Below are 16,848 nucleotides of genomic sequence, written 5' to 3'. Positions count from 1 at the left end.
ATAAAATTATTTTTATTTTAGAGTTAGTGTGATTCATTAGTTTATTAGATGATAGATATTATATATGAAAGGTGCTGCAACAAAGGAGAAAATAATACAACATTCGGCCGAATTGTTTAACGTATATGGGTATCATGGGTGTTCATTGACTCATATAATGGATGCCACGAAGCTCAAGAAGGGGGGTATTTATAATCATTTTAAAAACAAAGATGAAATAGCACTTGAAGCTTTCAACTATAATTATAAAAGACTCTTAAAACGTTTTAAAGACAGGCTGGCGGAAGATACAACTTGTTTTCAGAAGTTAAATTCTCTAATAGATGTATTCGTGTCTATTTATGATGACCCTATGGTTATGGGTGGGGGCTGTCCGGTTTTTAACACAGCGATGGATGCTGCGAATACGCACCCTTTGCTTAAAGCTAAGGCTCAGGAAGGGGTTAATGGCTTACAATGTTATATTGAAATGAAGCTTAAGGAGGGAATAGAGGCACGCGAATTTGTGGAAGATATCAATATCTCTCAGATGGCAACTCTTTTTATTGCTACTTTAGAGGGTGCTTTGGTGATTTCTCGAGTGAAAGATAGCCGAGAAAGCATAGATATAGCAGCTGACTATTTAAAGAATTATATTAGTGAGAAGCTGTTAAGGAAGTAAAAAAATTTGGATTAGAAAAGACCGTTCGGTCTTAATTTTATGAGTAAAAAGAAGAAAATTAAACATCCATTACCTATAAAAATAATTGGGTGGTTGTTTCCAAAAGTAGAAAAGTTAGCACCATCTATAGCTAAAAGGTGGTTTGTTCATATCTTTTTTAGTCCGGTACGCTTTAAGGTGCCTTATGGAGAGCAAGATGCTCGTATTGAAGCTAAAAAAGGAACGTTAGAGTATAATGGTAACAAAATACAATATTACATCTGGGGTGAGGGGAAGCCTGTTTTATTCTGCCACGGCTGGATGGGAAGAGGCACCCAGTTTAGAAAATTTATTCCTGTGTTTAACAATGCCGGCTATCAAGTTGTATCATTTGATGCCAAAGCACATGGATTATCTGAAGGGAAGAAATCACATTTGATGGAATTTGCTGACATCACAATCATGATGCATGAGGAATTTGGTCCATTCGAAATGATAGTAGGACATTCTTTAGGAGGAGTAGCTGCTTTGCATGCCATACATCAAGGTGTGGAGGCCAGTAAATTAGTAATGATAAGCAGCCCTACATTAAAGGGGAAAATTATCGAACCTTTTAAAAAGAGTATCAAAGCTTCAGAAGGTTCTAAGTTGTATTTGGAGAACTATGTGCAAAAGAAATACGGTCAGCCTTTTGAAACGTACGACGCCGTGTATATAGCTCAGTCGCTGCGCCCTATAGATATACTGCTGATTCATGACGAAGATGATAATGAGGTAGATTTGAGCAACTCCACAGGTTTCATGGATGTTTACCCGCAAGCCAAGAGGGTAACGACTAAGGGGCTGGGACATACGCGAATACTTAAAGATGATCAGGTGATAGAGGCAGTTCTGAAGCATCTGTAAGGAGAAATAATGCTCAGAGGGCATAAGACTCATTCAGTAGAGTAATTTGCCGTTTAAGGAATAATTATACATTATACATTCCGGCTTTACGTTATTAGTGGATAACAGCAATATTTATTATTTTTGAATAGATAAGCCTATCTCCTATATGACAAAAATTATTGAAACACACGACATTTCTAAGGTGTATAAAATGGGTAGCCAAACCGTGGAAGCACTTAAAACCATTTCTATTAGTATAGATAAAGGTGAATATGTGGCTTTTATGGGGCCTTCAGGTTCAGGTAAATCCACTCTAATGAATATTATAGGTTGTTTGGATACACCTACTAACGGTGCTTATATTCTTAATAATCAAAATGTTAGTGACCTTACTGAAAATGAACTTGCCGAAATAAGAAATAAGGAAATAGGCTTTGTGTTTCAGACTTTTAACCTGCTGCCCAGAGCGTCTTCGTTAGAAAATGTAGCTTTGCCACTTATTTATGCTGGCTATAAAAAGTCTGAGCGTGAAGAAATAGCGATGGAGGCTTTGAATAATGTAGGCTTGGGTACACGCTATGATCATAAGCCTAATGAACTTTCTGGTGGGCAGCGCCAAAGGGTAGCCATTGCCAGAGCGCTGGTAAATAACCCTAGTATTATTCTGGCAGATGAGCCTACAGGTAACTTAGATACCAAGACTTCTTATGATATTATGGAACTCTTTCAGCAGTTACATGATAAGGGAAACTCCATCATTATGGTTACCCACGAAGATGATATTGCTCATTATGCACACAGAATAATAAGGTTAAGAGATGGAGTAGTAGAAACGGATGTGATAAATGAGAATGTGACTCGCCCCGAGCGGCAGTCAGTATAGTGTAGATGAAGATATATACAAAAACTGGAGATAAAGGCCAGACAGCTCTGTTTGGCGGAAAGAGAGTTTCGAAGTCTGATTTAAGAATAGATAGCTATGGCACTATTGATGAGTTGAACTCATACATAGGCTTGGTGCGAGATCAAAAAGTTAATGAACTCCGAAAAGCTTTTCTTATTGAAATTCAGGATCGATTGTTTACCATAGGTTCTATTTTAGCTACTGAGCCTGGTAATACTCAAGTGAAAGTGCCTCATCTTTCTCATGAAGATATTGAATGCCTTGAGAAAGAAATAGACATCATGGATGCTAGTTTGCTACCTATGAAAAGTTTCGTGCTTCCCGGAGGAGCTCAGTCTGTTTCTTTTTGCCATATTGCCCGTTGTGTTTGTCGCCGGGCAGAACGCCTGGTGGTAGCTCTCAACGAGGTAGAGCCTGTAGATGAATTGGTAATTCAATACCTTAATCGCCTCTCTGATTATTTATTTATGCTTGCCCGCAAAATGTCAGATGACCTGCAAGCGGAAGAGGTTGCATGGAAGCCAAAAATGTAAACAATTTCATCTTAGGTACTAAATTTTTTGATAATTTTGTTTGCTCTCCTTAAGAATTTAATTTTTATGTTATGATAGATACTCAAAATATACATGTTCAGAAAATTGAGAACAGTAAAATAGGTCAGGTAGACTTTAATAATATCCCTTTTGGGAAGGTTTACTCAGACCATATGTTTATGGCAGACTATGCGGAAGGTGATTGGAAAAACCTAAATATTAATCCTTATGCGCCGATTGAGATGAGCCCTGCCAACCCATCTTTGCACTATGGTGTATCTATTTTTGAAGGCTTGAAAGCTTATAAACATGAAAACGGTGATGTAGCGGTTTTCAGACCAGATAAAAATCTGGAAAGATTAAACTTCTCAGCCAGAAGAATGTGTATGCCGGAGCTAGATGAATCAGTATACTATGATGGATTAGATACACTTTTGGCGCTAGATAAACAGTGGGTTCCTTCTGTGCCGGGTACAGCGCTTTATATAAGACCATTTGTTATTTCTGATGATGATTACATTGGAGTTACTCCTTCTGTGAATTTTAAATTTATGATCATTACTTGCCCTGTGGGAGCTTATTATGCTAAGCCGGTAAGAGTAAAGATCGAAACGGAATTTGTAAGAGCAGTAAAAGGAGGTAGTGGAGCTTGCAAAACGGGCTGTAATTATGGGCCTACCTTGTATCCTGCTCAGCTGGCTAAATCTCAAGGTTATGATCAATTAATCTGGACAGACGGTAGAGAGCATAAATACGTGGAGGAATCTGGTACTATGAACTTGATGTTTATCATCAACGGTAAGTTAGTAACACCTGAAACAGGAGATAGCATTTTGAACGGTATTACTAGAAGAAGCGTTATCGAACTTGCTCAGGCATGGGGAGTAGAAGTAGAAGAGAGAAAAGTGGAGGTGGCAGAGGTTATGGCCGCTATTAAAGATGGATCTCTTCAAGAAGCCTTTGGTGCAGGAACTGCAGCTACCATTGCTCATATTGAGGTAATAGCATATGAAGGAAAGGATTATACTTTGCCTGATATAGCTAAGAGAGAATTTTCTAATAAAGTTCTTAAAGAGCTGGATGATATTAAATATGGTAATAAGGAAGATCAATTTGGTTGGTTAAGAAAGATATAATCAACTTGTACCATAACAAAAAGAGGTTACTATCAATAGTAACCTCTTTTTTATATCATAAAAGTCAATATTAAAAATCCTATATTAAGTATGATTTGGAAAAAACTTCTTCTCTCAGCTTTTATTGTTGTTCTTTCATTTCCTGCTATATCTCAAGATAGATTGATTATTGCTAAAAAGGGTATGCCTCCCAAGTATTCTTTTTGGCCAGGGGATAAAATAAGGTTAAAACTTAAAGGTGATAATTATTGGAGCACGGGAACTATTGAAGGGTTAGGTAATGGATATGTAACTCTTCATAATACGAAAATAGCCTTGTCAGAAATAGATAAAATAGATATCACAAGGAAACGGAAAAGTACTCTTTTGCCTACTGTAACCTCTATTGTAGCGATCGGGGCTATTGGGTTTCCTGCGTTAGATATTCTTAATGGAGTAGTAGTGAATGGCGAAGGCGTAGATACCAAATCATTAAAGGTAGGAGCGTTTTTGGCAGCAGGGGCCGTCACCCTCTACCTTTTGCAACGTAAAAATGTGAAAATAGGTAAGAAATTTAAACTAAGGGTGGGTGAAATTTAATCTCCTCCATTTCCTGTTTATAATTCTCTTTTAAGTTATACATTTGCTTTTTTTAAATTAAATATAAACTATGACTACAGACGAGTTGAAAGACTTGAAGGCGCGTGTAGAGGCCTTGAGGAGGTACCTTTGACTACGATAAAAAGTTAGCCGAGGTACAAGAAGAAGAGCTGGTTACCGCCCAGCCCGGGTTTTGGGATAATCCCTCAGAAGCCGAAAAGGTAATGAAAGGCATAAGAGCCAAAAAAACATGGACTGATAGCTTTGCTAAGGTGAATCAGCTTATGGAAGATCTGGAAACACTCAATGAATTTTATCAGGAAGATGAAGTGAGTGACGAGGATATGAATAAGGAATTTGCCAAAGCAGAAAAGGCGGTTGAAGATCTTGAGTTTAAGAAGATGCTTAGCAGTGAAGAAGATCAGCTAGGAGCCATTCTTGAGATCAATCCCGGAGCTGGAGGTACGGAGAGTCAGGATTGGTCAGATATTCTGAATAGGATGTACATCATGTGGGGTGAGTCTCATGGCTATACGGTGAAGCAAGTAAACTATCAGCCTGGGGATGTGGCCGGAATTAAATCTGCTACTTTAGAAATTGAAGGTGATTTCGCTTACGGTAACCTGAAATCAGAGATAGGAGTACACCGATTGGTACGTATTTCTCCGTTCGATTCAGGAGGAAGAAGACATACTTCGTTTGCGTCAGTGTATGTATCACCTATAGTAGATGATGACATCGAAATAGAAATCAATCCGGCAGATATTGAGTTTCATACTTCTCGTTCAGGAGGAGCTGGCGGTCAGAACGTGAACAAGGTAGAGACCAAAGTGCAGATCACACATAAGCCTACGGGCATAGTAGTGGTGTGCCAGGTAGAAAGGTCGCAGCTGGCAAACAGAGAGCGAGCTATGAAAATGCTAAAGTCACGCTTGTACCAAATGGAACTGGAAAAACGTAATGCTCAAAGAGATCAGATAGAAAATTCTAAAATGAAAATTGATTTCGGATCTCAGATTAGAAATTACGTATTACATCCTTATAAACTTATAAAAGATGCGCGTACCGGTGTGGAAAGAACTGATGTTCAAAACGTACTGGACGGTGATCTTGATGATTATATAAAGGCCTTTTTGCTAGGTTATCAAGAGCAAAAAGGAAATAACTAATATTAGTTGATGAGTATTAAAGAAGCAAAGCAATCTAAAACTTACACACTTCAGTTTTGGTTGCTTTGCTCCAGCTCTTTTCTTTTTTTTGCTAGCTTCAATATGATCATTCCTGAGCTCCCTGATTATCTCACATCTCTGGGAGGTGAGGATTATAAAGGTTATATCATTGCTGTTTTTACCCTCACAGCTATGATTAGCCGACCCTTTAGCGGTAAGCTGGCGGATACTGTTGGTAGAGTACCTGTAATGGTTATTGGCGCCCTCGTGTGTTGTGTTATGGGACTTGTTTATCCTCTAGTTACAACTATCATAGGCTTTTTTATACTTCGCTTTTTTCATGGTTTTTCTACAGGTTTCAAGCCTACAGGCACCGTGGCTTATGTGGCTGATATTGTGCCTGATAACAGAAGAGGAGAAGCTTTGGGGCTTTCAAGTTTGTTTGGAACTTTAGGTATGTCGGCAGGGCCTGCAATGGGCAGTCAGCTTAAAATTTGTTTTTCTCTAGACGTCATGTTCTATACGTCATCAGCCTTGGCTTTACTTTCCATACTTATTTTAGCGGGCATGAAAGAGACTCTGCAAAATAAGCAGAAGTTTAAATGGTCTCACCTTACCATAAGATCAAATGAAATATATCACCCCAAAGCTATTGCACCTGCTATAGTGCTAGGGCTTACCATTTTTTCTTTTGGAACAGTGCTTACTGTAGTGCCTGATTTTACAAGTTATTTGGGAATTGAAAACAAAGGAGTCTATTTCACTGTTTTTACATTATCTTCATTATTAATTAGAATATTCGCAGGAAAAGCTTCTGATAAATATGGTAGAGTAGTAGTACTTAAAACCGCCTGTGTACTTTATGCATTGAGCATGGTAATAACCGGGTTTGCTACAGATGAGGTCACATTGCTGGCTGGGGCCGCTGTATTTGGACTTGGTACAGGTATGAATTCACCTACCATATATGCTTGGGTGGCAGATCGCTGCGATTTTAGAACCCGAGGAAGAGGCATGGCTACGGCATTTATTGCTTTAGAGCTGGGAATAATGTTAGGTTCAATATTGTCAGGAGAGATTTATGATAACAATCCTGATAATTTTAAACTGGTCTTTTTGTGTGCGGCTTTATTGTCTATAGTCGGATTTTTTCATCTACTGGTAAATAAAAGAAAATAAATTCGCTTTTGCCTGGTTAAAGAGTTGATCAGGTTCAGAAGTCAATTGATTATGAATTGAAAATATTGTTAACTATTTTAATATTTAATATAAAAATGACAGACTCATTCTTGGATAATAAGGAGTTGATAAGACAAGTGATAGATAGTGTTAGTATTGGTATAGAGTATTTGTCAGCTGTGAGAGACGAGGATGGTAATGTTGTAGATTTTAAATTTGAGTTCATCAATGAAGTAGCCAGAAATCTGGTGCCAGTAAAAAGAAAATTAGGAGAGGAGTTAATAGGAAAGAATCTTTTAGATGTTATTCCGTGGATTAAGAGTACCTATTTTCCCAAGTATGTGGAAGTATTAGAGACAGAGGGAAAATTTGAAGTAATAGATCTTTTCCCAGAAGTGAGTTCTGATACATGGTTTCATTTAGAATGCAGGAAATTAGATGATGGAATTGTATTTAGCTTTTCTGACGTAAGTGAGCGCAAAGAGATGGAGCTGCAAATGCAAGCGTCTCATGCAGAATTAAAGGCCTTGCTAGATCACAACCCGGCTCTAATTTTCAGGTTAGATACAGACCTCCGGTATATGTATTTTAATAAAGCATTTCTTAATAGAGTAGGATATTCTATTGAGGAGATGCAAGGAAAGAAGATTGTCGATTTTTATAAGCCTAGTGATAATGTTGATGCATTTATAAATGGAGTTAATGTTGCCATTTCTACTAAACAAGAGCACGTAGAGTTTACTACAGTAGAAAGAGATGGAAGGCTAATATATTATCAGACCTTGATGTTGCCAGAGCTAAATAAAGATGGTACTGTACGGTCTATTCTAAATATATCACGAGATATAACAGAGTTAAAGGAAGTAGAAATTAACCTAAAGACTACAAAAGAGAAGTATGAAGCCATTTTTAATCATACCTTTCATTTTATTGCCGTTTTAGATACTACAGGTAAAATTAAAGAGATTAATAAGAGTTCATTAGATACTACGGGGCTTGAGTTAGATGATGTGCTGGGAGAGTATTTCTGGGAGGCACCTTGGTGGATTAGTAGAGATGACAGACACTTGGTTAAAACCGAAGTGATGCATGCTTTTGAAGGTTCATTTTATCGGAGTAAAATAGATATTGACTCTGTTAATGGACGAATAACAGCTGATTTTTCCTTGAAGCCAGTATTTGATCTTACAGGTAAGGTGAACACAGTAATGGCTGAAGGAAGTGATATATCGGAACTCTTAAAGACCAGAAAGAAGTTAAAATCAACCGATAATTTTCTCAGAACTTTAGTTGAAAATATACCTGATGGTATAGCTCGTGTTAATGGAGATGATAAAATTATGTATGTGAATAAGCTTGCTGCTAAAAGGTGGCACCTTGATTATGAAGATTATGAGGGTACATATTTTAATATTCTAGATATTCCGTTAGAAAAAAAGAGGCTTTATTCTGAGAATTTAAAAAAAGTTAGAGCTACAAAAAATACACTTAGCTTTATTACCAAGATAGATAACCTCTATACCTATGTTGTGCTTACCCCGGAGCTAGATGAAAAAGGGAATGTAGATTCCGTTTTAGCGGTAAGTAGGGATATTACAGAGCTTAGGAAGCATCAGAATGCGTTGGTGGAGATTAATGATAAACTTACCGTTGTAAATGATAAGCTTTTACAATCTCAGCAGGAACAACAAAAGCTGATGGATAAGCTCAGGCGCTCCGAGATAGAGGTACGTACTTTAGTGGATCATTCGCCTAATGTGATATTAAGGCTTTCTCCTAAATTAGAAGTGGAATTTATAAATAAGGCCATTACTACTTTTGCAGAGAAAAGTGTTTATGAGTTTGCAGGTCATAATATTGAGAGCGTAGGCTGGCCAGAGAAGGGATTGGAAAAGTTTTTAGAATTAGTGATAAAGGCTAGAGATGAGAAACGGCTTATAAGAGAGGGAATAGAGCTGGAAGCTGATGCTAATATAAAATATGGTATGTTTACCGTATTGCCAGAAATGGATGATTTTGGGGATGTAATGAGTTTAATGGTAATTATATCTGATCTCACGGAGCAAATGAAGAGTGAGCAGCAACTACTATTGCAGAAGGAACGACTGCAGGAGGTTAATGCTGATCTGGAAGCATTCACCTATACGGTGTCTCATGACCTTCGCTCGCCGCTGCGGGCTATAATTGGTTTCAGCGAAAAGCTTAGGGCTCATGCCGAAATAGATGATGAAGGCACCCGGTTTTTAGATGTTATAAAGTACAATGCCAAGCGCATGGGTACATTAATAGATGAGTTGCTCGCCTTTTCCAGAATAGGTAGGTCTGAGGTCCGTAAAACTAAAACCTGTTTAAAAGATCTATTTCTAGATGCTTTAGCTGAGCAAGAAGATCTACAAAAGTACAAATTTACAGTGAGTATAGCGGATTTACCTGAGGTGTGGGTAGATAAATTAATGATAAAACAGGTAGTAGCTAACTTGTGTAGCAATGCGGTAAAGTATAGTTTAGAAGTTGATTCCCCAACAATTTTGGTGGATAGTTTACAGGATGAAAAGGGGGAAACTGTATATTTTATCAGAGACAATGGCATTGGCTTTGAACAAAAGTATAGTGAGAAAATTTTCGAGGTTTTTCATAGGCTTCATAATGATGATAAGTATTCTGGAGTAGGTGTTGGGTTGGCTATAGCTAAGCAGATAGTGCTTAAACACGATGGTCGTATTTGGGCTGAATCAGAACCAGGAAAAGGAACGTCTATATATTTTACAATGCCTTCTGAAAACAACAATTTTTGATGAGTGTAATGAATAAACTGAATTATGTAATCGTAGAGGATAATAGAGATGATCTCGAATTAATTCTTGACGGAATAAAAAAAGTAGATACGAGCTATGAAGTGACCGTATTGCGAGATGGGAGAGAGGCTGAAAATTTTGTGGATGAAGTAATAGGGGGTAAGCAGGATGCTCCAAAAGTAATACTTCTAGACCTGAAACTTCCCATGCTTTCAGGGTTAGAGATATTGGAGAAGGTGAAATCTAGTGAGGTGACTAAATGTATACCAGTGGTTATTTTTACTTCTTCTCAAGCGCAGTCAGATATTACCAAGGCCTATGAACTAGGGGCTAACGCCTTTATTGTAAAGCCTATAGACTATAATGATTTTATAAAGGTCATACAAAATATCGGAACCTTCTGGTTGCAGTATAATGAGTAAAGCCAGATGATTACCCAACTGGCTTGTTAGAATTTAAAGAAAGTACTTAGATTTTTCTTACACGTCCGCTGCCTGATGTGTTAGTCTTAACTTTACCAGGATTTCCCTTATATTTTATAGAGCCACTGCCGCTTACTGATGCATTCAAAGACTCTGTAACGTTCACCTCGCAACCCCCAGATCCTGAAATATTTACTCGGCATTCTTTCGTTTCTAAGTCCGTAGATGTAATATGGCCAGACCCGCTCACTTGCGCACTTACTTTATTGGCAGTACCTGATATGGTCATTTTACCAGATCCCGATATTGAAAGGTCTAATTCTTTAGATTCGGCTTCTAATTCTACTTTTCCTGATCCACTAATTCCTATCTGCAAATTATCTGTAGTGAATTTATTTTGGCCATGTATTTTGCCAGAGCTGGAAACATCAATTGTCTCAAGTTTAGGTAAAGTTATATTGATTTTTACTTTACTGTTGACGTTGTGAAGTGGAAAGGATTTTTTTCTTTTAATTACCAATCTGTTTCCTTTCACCTCGGTAATTAGGTTTTCAATTTCACCTTCATCACCTTCTACGGTTACCTGATAAGAGTTGCCTTGACTCAGGTAGATAGAGCCAGAGGTATTCATTACTATTTCAGAGAAATCTGAAACAGACCTATTTTCAGTTTTTTGGCCAAAAGAAAATGAAGAAGCTGCTATTAGCAGAAGTAAGGTGTAGATTGTTTTCATGATATTTAGTTTTTGTAAAGACTGGTTAAACTTTGAAAGGTTGCTTCAATTTTGTAAAACTTAGGGGAATCTCTAAGTAATTACTTCTAAAAATTCATTTCTTTGTGAGCATAGGTTTAAAACCTAAAAGAACAAGCTGTTATGGCACAACCGGTAGAAAATTTTTTCACAATAGAAGGCTCCTCTGAAGGATTGTATAAAGAAAAAGGAAGTAAGTTTCTGGCATATGCCTATCATGTGAAAAATGAAGAGGAGGTTAAGGAATGCTTAGGTCAGTTAAAAAAGCAGTATCATGATGCCAGGCACCATTGCTATGCCTATATGCTGGGTGCTGAGAGAAAGGATTTTAGGGCTAATGATGATGGAGAGCCCAATCATTCGGCTGGAGATCCTATACTTGGACAAATTAACTCCAAAAACCTTACTGATGTTCTGGTAGTAGTGGTTCGCTATTTTGGAGGCACAAAATTAGGGGTTAGTGGGCTAATAAATGCCTATAAAGTGTCTGCTGAGGAGGCTTTGGCTAATGCTAATATCTTGAAGGTAGAAGTGACCAAGCCTATAAAAATAACGTATAGCTATGAAGAAACTAATGAAGTAATGAAGTTAGTGTCTGATTTATCCTTAGAAATAGTGAATCAGGAGTTTACTATGAACTGCACTATGGAGGCCGAAGTGAAAATTAATCTGCTAAATTCACTAAAAGAAAAAGTGCAGTTACTGAATGATCTGGGGAATAATATTCAATTAAATCTTCTTTAAACAAAGAGACAGAAATGTGGTTATAGAAAAGGAGTTTTAACTCTGATGAATTGCTACGCTACTTTCTATAGCTTATAACCACATTAATGAGAAATATCTTTACTGTTTTACTCTTTATGCTCCTCATGCGGGTGGCATATTCGCAAGAGCCTACATTTGCTAATGTAGCGTATGTCAATGATAATCTGGAGGCTCATCTTTTAGATGTATACATACCGGAAGGTGCGCAAGAGTCCAATCGAACGGTTATGTTTATTCATGGGGGTGGGTGGTCTTCAGGGTCAAAAGAACTTACCCCGGGTTACTGTAAGGAGTTGCTAGATGCGGGTATTACCATAGTAGGTGTAAACTATCGGCATTCACAAGATACGCTCTTTCCTGCTCAGATACATGATGTGAAAACAGCGGTTAGATTTTTAAAAACACATGCTGAGGATTATCATATTGATACTTGTAACCTAGGAGTTATGGGGGTGTCAGCAGGGGGTCATCTAGCTGCTTTGTTAGGCACTTCGTTTAATAATGATGAGCTAGAGGGAGCTCACCTGGGAAGTAATGATGCCAGTAGCGTGGTACAGGCGGTGGTTGATTTTTTTGGTCCTACTTATTTTCTTGAAATGGATGGCTTTTTTCCTGAAAGCTGCAATGAGCCTTTGGTTCATGATATTCATAACTCATCTGAGTCAAAGTTATTGGGGTGTACAATTAGTGAGTGCCCGGAACGGGTAGATTTTGCTAACCCTCTTGCCTATATAAATGGAGATGAACCTCCTTTTGCTATTTATCATGGAGATGCTGATTGTGCTGTACCCATGCATCAGAGTGAGATTTTGCGAGATCAATTAGTTAAATTCGGAATAAAAGTAGAGTACACGGAACATCCGGGTGGAGGGCATGATAATTTTTTAGATCCTGAATTAAAGCGGGGAGTAGCTGAGTACTTTAAAAAGGCACTTAATAATGATTGCAATGATTATGAAACGCCTACTTATCCGAACCCTATATTTACAGGAGTAGAGGATGAGGCTTCTCTTCATTATAGCGTATTTCCGAACCCTGCCAGTAGTTTTTTTACTGTAAAAGGAGACTTTCTGGATGAAGTGGAAGTGGTAGACTTAATGGGGAAAGTAGTTGTGAGGCAGGCTGTGAAAACAGGTGCTCAAATAAATATCGCAGGGTGGAGTGAAGGTTTGTATATGATCTTTTTATATCATAAAAATGAAAAGCGCTATTCCTTCCGATTGATGAAAAAATAGCACTGTTAAGTTTTAGTAGATTATAAGTATCCTTTTTTAAGTAATTCATTATACATTTCAAGACAGACCCAAGCATCGGTAGCCGCATAATAGATTTGTTTCTCCGTTAAGGTGTCACCTTCCCAGTTAGATATTTGTGCGCTTTTAGAAACTCGAAAACCTAGGATAATGGCTACTAATTTGCGTAAGCCATTACTTTCTATGCCTATGTGTTTCACCACCTTGTTAAGCTCTAAAAAGCCGCCTGGATTAAAATCTTTAAGTTTCTGCAGGTCTTTAATGTCATCCCTTAGAGCTATGCCTATTTTTTTAATGTTTTCATTTTCAAGAAAATGAATGATCTCTGGCGTAAGCCCTGTAATATTTACCCTAATAAGGAATACTTCCTTTTCAGTAGCTATTTGTATAAGCGACACATCATTAAACTCCCCTTTTTTAAAGGCGGGCTTAGTTTCAGTGTCAAAGCCAACGGCATTCTTCTTGTTAATTTTATTAAATGCTTTGTTTATACCTTCCGTAGTGGTAATAATATGCACTTTCCCCTCATAACGCTGTAAGTCGAGCTTGTTGATCTCCTCGGCGCTAATGGTCTCAGCGTAAGTAGACTTAATTTTCTTCTTTCTCTGACTTGTCGATCCTTCTGATTTTGATATTGGCATAAGCAAACAATATTGTCATAAATGGGCTTAAAAGATTAAAAAAACAATAAGGTAGGTAGCTGATGGTAGCGACCCCAAGGGTGGTGGACTGGTAAGCCCCGCATGTGTTCCATGGAACGAGTACTGAGGTTACTGTGCCTGAATCTTCCAGCGTTCGGCTTAAGTTTTCAGGGGCAAGACCTCTTTCTTTAAATTCACTGGCAAACATTCTTCCAGGAACTACTATGGCTATGTATTGGTCTGAAGCAGTAAGGTTGAAAGTGATACACGTACCTGCAGTGGAGGCTACTAAAGAGCCTGTTGAGTGAGCTAGTTTAATAATGGAAGCAGCTATTACTTTTAGCATATTGTTGCCTTCCATTACACCTCCAAAGATCATAGCACAGATAATGAGCCATACGGTAGGCAGTATCCCTTCCATACCGCTAGATGATAATAGTGAGTCCACCATTTCATTACCTGTGGTAATTTGTATCTCCGTAAACATAGCCTTCATAAGCGCTTTATAGCTTGACTCAATATTATAAACATCTACTTCAGCAACAGCCTGTATAGCTTGTGGCTGAAAAATTAATGCAAAAACACAGGCTAGTAAGGTTCCAATTAATAAAGCAGGTAGGGCAGGTACTTTTTTTATTATTAAAAAGATAACGGTAGCCGGAACAATAAACAATGAAAGGTTAATATTAAATTGTGAAGCAATGGCTGCCTGCACTTCGCTTACTGAGTTTATGGCTGTGTCTGTATCTATGGTAAATCCTAAGATTAAAAATATGATCAGCGTGATGACTATAGTGGGCCCTGTAGTAAAGAGCATGTATTTAATGTGTGTAAATAAATCAGTTCCTGCCATAGCTGGAGCTAAGTTGGTGGTGTCTGACAAGGGAGACATTTTATCCCCGAAATAAGCACCTGATATTACAGATCCTGCAATAATTCCAGGACTTAAGCCTAAAGCCTGACCTATCCCCATTAAAGCGATACCTATAGTAGCAGTAGTAGACCATGAGCTGCCGGTGGCTATAGATACTACGGCACTAACTATACATGAGGCAAATAGGAAGATGGTTGGGTTCAATATATCTAACCCATAATAAATCATAGCGGGCACTACTCCGCTTATGAGCCAGCTTCCCGCCAGGGCTCCTATCATTAACAAGATCAATATGGCACTCATAGAAGAGCTTATGCTTTTTACTATCCCGTCCAGTACTTCATCCCAGCTATAATTAAGTTTTATTGATAGTATTCCACCTAATGCAGCAGCAAATATTAATGCCATTTGGTTCGGGCCAAATGAAGCATCTCCTTCAAAGATGGCCACGTTAGCTGCAAGTAATATGATCAGAAAAATTATAGGTACAAAAGAAAGTAAAAGTGAAGGCTCCTTGTGCTCTTGGTTCATGTGTTAGGGGTTAGAAATATCGAATATAAAAAAAGATTTTGTTAAACCATCATATTAGCCAGTTTCTCGCCTAGCTGAGTACCTATAGCTACACCCATTCCGCCTAGTCTATAGCCCGCAATTACCCTATCTGAAACTTGGGTAAGTAGCGGTTCTTTATGCTCTCCAAAAGCCATTATGCCAGACCAGAAATAGTCTATTTCATATTGGTAATCAGGTAATATGATTTCTTTTAGTGTATGGGTCAGGTTCTCTGCTATTTTGTTATTAAAACCTTGTTCAATGGTGGTTTCAATTTCTATGTCCAGATTTCTAGCACCACCAAGAATAATTCTGTCTTCATAGTTTCTGAAATAATAAAAACCCTGATCCATATGGAAAACGCCTTTGATAGATAGATTGTTAATAGGTTTCGTGATTAGTACTAGCCCTCTGCCCGGTGAGACTTCCGCTTCAGGTAGTAGTTTTTTTGTAAAGGCGTTGGTGCAAATAGCTAACTTCTGTGCTTTGAAGTGTATTTCCTCGTAAAGATTGTCTTTTACTACCACTTCTACTCCGTTTTCCGTTTCTGAATAAGTCTTCACCTCTGCACCGGTATGTATGATGATACCTTTTTGTTTAGCTTTTGTTATTAAAGCCTTCATCATTTTTCCAGTGTCAATTTGCCCTTCAAAGGGAGAGTAGATGATGGATTTTACCGTTGAAGCATTAAACCCAAACTTGCTTATTAATTTATTATCGATGTGAAAAGGTTGGCTGGAGAAAATGGGTTCAAGTAAGCTATTAACATCATCAATATCCTTAAGGAAGCCCAACTCTTCCTCGCGGATGAGCTCATAGCCTCCATGATTTTGATAGTCTATTGCTTCATCTCCTAGTCTGGCTCTTAGTTTAAGTAGTCCTTTGTATCTTTCTTCAGCCAGGTTATAAGTTCTGTCTTTACCAAGAGTTTTGATGTCTTGTAAGAGCTCAGTGAGGCTGCCAAAACAAGCAAATCCAGCGTTTTTAGTACTAGCTCCTGTAGGTAGAAGCCCTCTTTCGAAGATAGCGATGGTAGCGTTGGGTTCTTTTTCTTTTATTGAGATGGCTGTGGATAAGCCTACAATACCACTTCCAATGATAATGTAATCATAGTTAATAAAAGATTGTCTTTCCCAGACACTAAACATAACAAGTTCTTTTTTAAGTCCTTCCAAAGATATGGAGATGAAATTTATATTAATTATATTTTCCATTTAAATCCTAAAGATGACGCTATGAATATTAAGAAGATTGTGCAAAAGGCAGGTGATTCTGCATTTTACCTATGGCTTTTGAATCAGGGGCTGAGCAGAATGATACCTTTTAATAAACCTCATGGGTTTAAAGTAGTGCATATTGATGAAAACAGTATAAAGACGGAGCTGCCGTTTAAGAAGAGAAATTTCAACCATATAAAAGGTATACATGCTTGTGCATTGGCTACGCTGTCTGAGTTTACTACAGGGTTTCTCATGGTTTCCAGGTTGGATCCAAGTAAGTATAGAATTATTTTGAAGACCTTGGAAATGGATTATCATTATCAGGGAAAGATGAAGGTTCAGGCCAGTTTTCAAATAGGAGAAAAGTGGTTGGAGAAGAATGTTTATGAACCACTGCAATCTTCGGAGTCTACAGTGGTGGTGTGTGAGGTTAAGGTTTTTGATTTAGAAAATAACCATATATCTACAGGTAGGGTGCACTGGCAAGTGAAGTCTTGGGATAAGGTGAAAACTAAAATCAAGTAATGAAGTGAGGTTTATTTTGTAA

The 16,848-nt window shown here is 37.9% G+C and carries 17 protein-coding genes; 13 read left to right on the top strand and 4 right to left on the bottom strand.

Translation table 11 applies throughout. From position 1 onward, the window contains the following. Window positions 1–64 precede the first annotated feature (64 nt). The 10 genes from JL102_RS10220 (at window position 65) to JL102_RS10175 (ending at window position 10,245) form a co-directional block, all read left to right on the top strand. Window positions 65–661, top strand: a complete 597-nt coding sequence (locus JL102_RS10220; RefSeq protein WP_202244300.1) for a TetR/AcrR family transcriptional regulator — start codon at window positions 65–67, stop codon at window positions 659–661. 39 nt (window positions 662–700) lie between these two features. Then, entirely contained in the window at window positions 701–1,546 is an 846-nt protein-coding gene (locus tag JL102_RS10215; protein WP_202244299.1) for an alpha/beta fold hydrolase, read from the top strand. 148 nt (window positions 1,547–1,694) lie between these two features. Continuing rightward, complete coding sequence (locus JL102_RS10210) at window positions 1,695–2,411, top strand: ABC transporter ATP-binding protein (RefSeq protein ID WP_237390551.1); 717 nt, start codon at window positions 1,695–1,697, stop codon at window positions 2,409–2,411. Window positions 2,412–2,416: 5 nt separating this feature from the next. Then, window positions 2,417–2,965, top strand: coding sequence for a cob(I)yrinic acid a,c-diamide adenosyltransferase (locus JL102_RS10205; protein ID WP_202244298.1), 549 nt, complete (start codon window positions 2,417–2,419; stop codon window positions 2,963–2,965). Between the two features lie 71 nt (window positions 2,966–3,036). After that, on the top strand, window positions 3,037–4,101 hold the full coding sequence (locus tag JL102_RS10200; protein ID WP_202244297.1) for a branched-chain amino acid aminotransferase: 1,065 nt from the start codon (window positions 3,037–3,039) through the stop codon (window positions 4,099–4,101). A gap of 90 nt (window positions 4,102–4,191) precedes the next feature. Further along, window positions 4,192–4,680, top strand: coding sequence for a hypothetical protein (locus tag JL102_RS10195; protein WP_202244296.1), 489 nt, complete (start codon window positions 4,192–4,194; stop codon window positions 4,678–4,680). 70 nt (window positions 4,681–4,750) lie between these two features. After that, window positions 4,751–5,849 (top strand): peptide chain release factor 2 gene (prfB, locus tag JL102_RS10190; protein WP_202244295.1). Its coding sequence is split into 2 segments (ribosomal slippage): window positions 4,751–4,810 and window positions 4,812–5,849, totalling 1,098 coding nucleotides; the frame shifts between segments, so codons are not numbered across the junction. A 9-nt stretch (window positions 5,850–5,858) separates the two neighbouring features. Continuing rightward, window positions 5,859–7,028: an MFS transporter gene (locus JL102_RS10185; protein ID WP_202244294.1), complete on the top strand. Its 1,170-nt coding sequence runs from the start codon at window positions 5,859–5,861 to the stop codon at window positions 7,026–7,028. 95 nt (window positions 7,029–7,123) lie between these two features. Then, complete coding sequence (locus JL102_RS10180; protein WP_202244293.1) at window positions 7,124–9,823, top strand: PAS domain-containing protein; 2,700 nt, start codon at window positions 7,124–7,126, stop codon at window positions 9,821–9,823. An 8-nt stretch (window positions 9,824–9,831) separates the two neighbouring features. Further along, entirely contained in the window at window positions 9,832–10,245 is a 414-nt protein-coding gene (locus JL102_RS10175) for a response regulator (RefSeq protein WP_202244292.1), read from the top strand. A 46-nt stretch (window positions 10,246–10,291) separates the two neighbouring features. Here the strand turns inward: JL102_RS10175 and JL102_RS10170 are convergent, their stop codons facing one another. Next, window positions 10,292–10,978 (bottom strand): head GIN domain-containing protein, encoded by a 687-nt coding sequence (locus JL102_RS10170; protein WP_202244291.1) that lies wholly within the window; start codon window positions 10,976–10,978, stop codon window positions 10,292–10,294. 141 nt (window positions 10,979–11,119) lie between these two features. On the opposite strand from JL102_RS10170, the gene JL102_RS10165 reads away from it, so the two are divergent. After that, entirely contained in the window at window positions 11,120–11,740 is a 621-nt protein-coding gene (locus tag JL102_RS10165; protein WP_202244290.1) for an IMPACT family protein, read from the top strand. 86 nt (window positions 11,741–11,826) lie between these two features. Beyond that, window positions 11,827–12,996, top strand: coding sequence for an alpha/beta hydrolase fold domain-containing protein (locus JL102_RS10160; protein ID WP_202244289.1), 1,170 nt, complete (start codon window positions 11,827–11,829; stop codon window positions 12,994–12,996). Between the two features lie 20 nt (window positions 12,997–13,016). On the opposite strand, the gene JL102_RS10155 is transcribed toward JL102_RS10160, so the two are convergent. From JL102_RS10155 to JL102_RS10145, 3 genes are read right to left on the bottom strand one after another with little or no spacing between them, the layout of a single operon-like run. Then, window positions 13,017–13,655, bottom strand: coding sequence for a 3'-5' exonuclease (locus tag JL102_RS10155; protein ID WP_202244288.1), 639 nt, complete (start codon window positions 13,653–13,655; stop codon window positions 13,017–13,019). Continuing rightward, a complete protein-coding gene (gene nhaC / locus JL102_RS10150) occupies window positions 13,603–15,060 on the bottom strand; it encodes a Na+/H+ antiporter NhaC (protein ID WP_202244287.1) in 1,458 nt (485 codons plus the stop codon). The genes JL102_RS10155 and nhaC overlap by 53 nt, the downstream gene beginning before the upstream one ends. Window positions 15,061–15,101: 41 nt before the next feature. Next, window positions 15,102–16,295 (bottom strand): NAD(P)/FAD-dependent oxidoreductase, encoded by a 1,194-nt coding sequence (locus tag JL102_RS10145; protein ID WP_237390550.1) that lies wholly within the window; start codon window positions 16,293–16,295, stop codon window positions 15,102–15,104. Window positions 16,296–16,316: 21 nt separating this feature from the next. On the opposite strand from JL102_RS10145, the gene JL102_RS10140 reads away from it, so the two are divergent. Next, the gene (locus JL102_RS10140) at window positions 16,317–16,826 is read left to right on the top strand and encodes a DUF4442 domain-containing protein (RefSeq protein ID WP_202244286.1); all 510 of its coding nucleotides are present in this window, start codon (window positions 16,317–16,319) and stop codon (window positions 16,824–16,826) included. Window positions 16,827–16,848: the final 22 nt, after the last annotated feature.

Origin of the sequence: Fulvivirga sediminis, assembly GCF_016757215.1 — a bacterium.
Taxonomy (GTDB): domain Bacteria; phylum Bacteroidota; class Bacteroidia; order Cytophagales; family Cyclobacteriaceae; genus Fulvivirga; species Fulvivirga sediminis.
Note: the sequence above shows the minus strand (reverse complement) of the source record. Positions and strands in the feature narration are given on the sequence as shown.

Excerpts from the sequence above, each read along its gene's own strand:
- JL102_RS10220 (WP_202244300.1), top strand. The coding sequence starts at position 65 with ATGAAAGGTGCTGCAACAAAGGAGAAAATAATACAACATTCGGCCGAA.
- JL102_RS10215 (WP_202244299.1), top strand. The coding sequence starts at position 701 with ATGAGTAAAAAGAAGAAAATTAAACATCCATTACCTATAAAAATAATT.
- JL102_RS10210 (WP_237390551.1), top strand. The coding sequence starts at position 1,695 with ATGACAAAAATTATTGAAACACACGACATTTCTAAGGTGTATAAAATG.
- JL102_RS10205 (WP_202244298.1), top strand. The coding sequence starts at position 2,417 with ATGAAGATATATACAAAAACTGGAGATAAAGGCCAGACAGCTCTGTTT.
- JL102_RS10200 (WP_202244297.1), top strand. The coding sequence starts at position 3,037 with ATGATAGATACTCAAAATATACATGTTCAGAAAATTGAGAACAGTAAA.
- JL102_RS10195 (WP_202244296.1), top strand. The coding sequence starts at position 4,192 with ATGATTTGGAAAAAACTTCTTCTCTCAGCTTTTATTGTTGTTCTTTCA.
- JL102_RS10185 (WP_202244294.1), top strand. The coding sequence starts at position 5,859 with ATGAGTATTAAAGAAGCAAAGCAATCTAAAACTTACACACTTCAGTTT.
- JL102_RS10180 (WP_202244293.1), top strand. The coding sequence starts at position 7,124 with ATGACAGACTCATTCTTGGATAATAAGGAGTTGATAAGACAAGTGATA.
- JL102_RS10175 (WP_202244292.1), top strand. The coding sequence starts at position 9,832 with ATGAATAAACTGAATTATGTAATCGTAGAGGATAATAGAGATGATCTC.
- JL102_RS10170 (WP_202244291.1), bottom strand. The coding sequence starts at position 10,978 with ATGAAAACAATCTACACCTTACTTCTGCTAATAGCAGCTTCTTCATTT.
- JL102_RS10165 (WP_202244290.1), top strand. The coding sequence starts at position 11,120 with ATGGCACAACCGGTAGAAAATTTTTTCACAATAGAAGGCTCCTCTGAA.
- JL102_RS10160 (WP_202244289.1), top strand. The coding sequence starts at position 11,827 with ATGAGAAATATCTTTACTGTTTTACTCTTTATGCTCCTCATGCGGGTG.
- JL102_RS10155 (WP_202244288.1), bottom strand. The coding sequence starts at position 13,655 with ATGCCAATATCAAAATCAGAAGGATCGACAAGTCAGAGAAAGAAGAAA.
- nhaC (WP_202244287.1), bottom strand. The coding sequence starts at position 15,060 with ATGAACCAAGAGCACAAGGAGCCTTCACTTTTACTTTCTTTTGTACCT.
- JL102_RS10145 (WP_237390550.1), bottom strand. The coding sequence starts at position 16,295 with ATGGAAAATATAATTAATATAAATTTCATCTCCATATCTTTGGAAGGA.
- JL102_RS10140 (WP_202244286.1), top strand. The coding sequence starts at position 16,317 with ATGAATATTAAGAAGATTGTGCAAAAGGCAGGTGATTCTGCATTTTAC.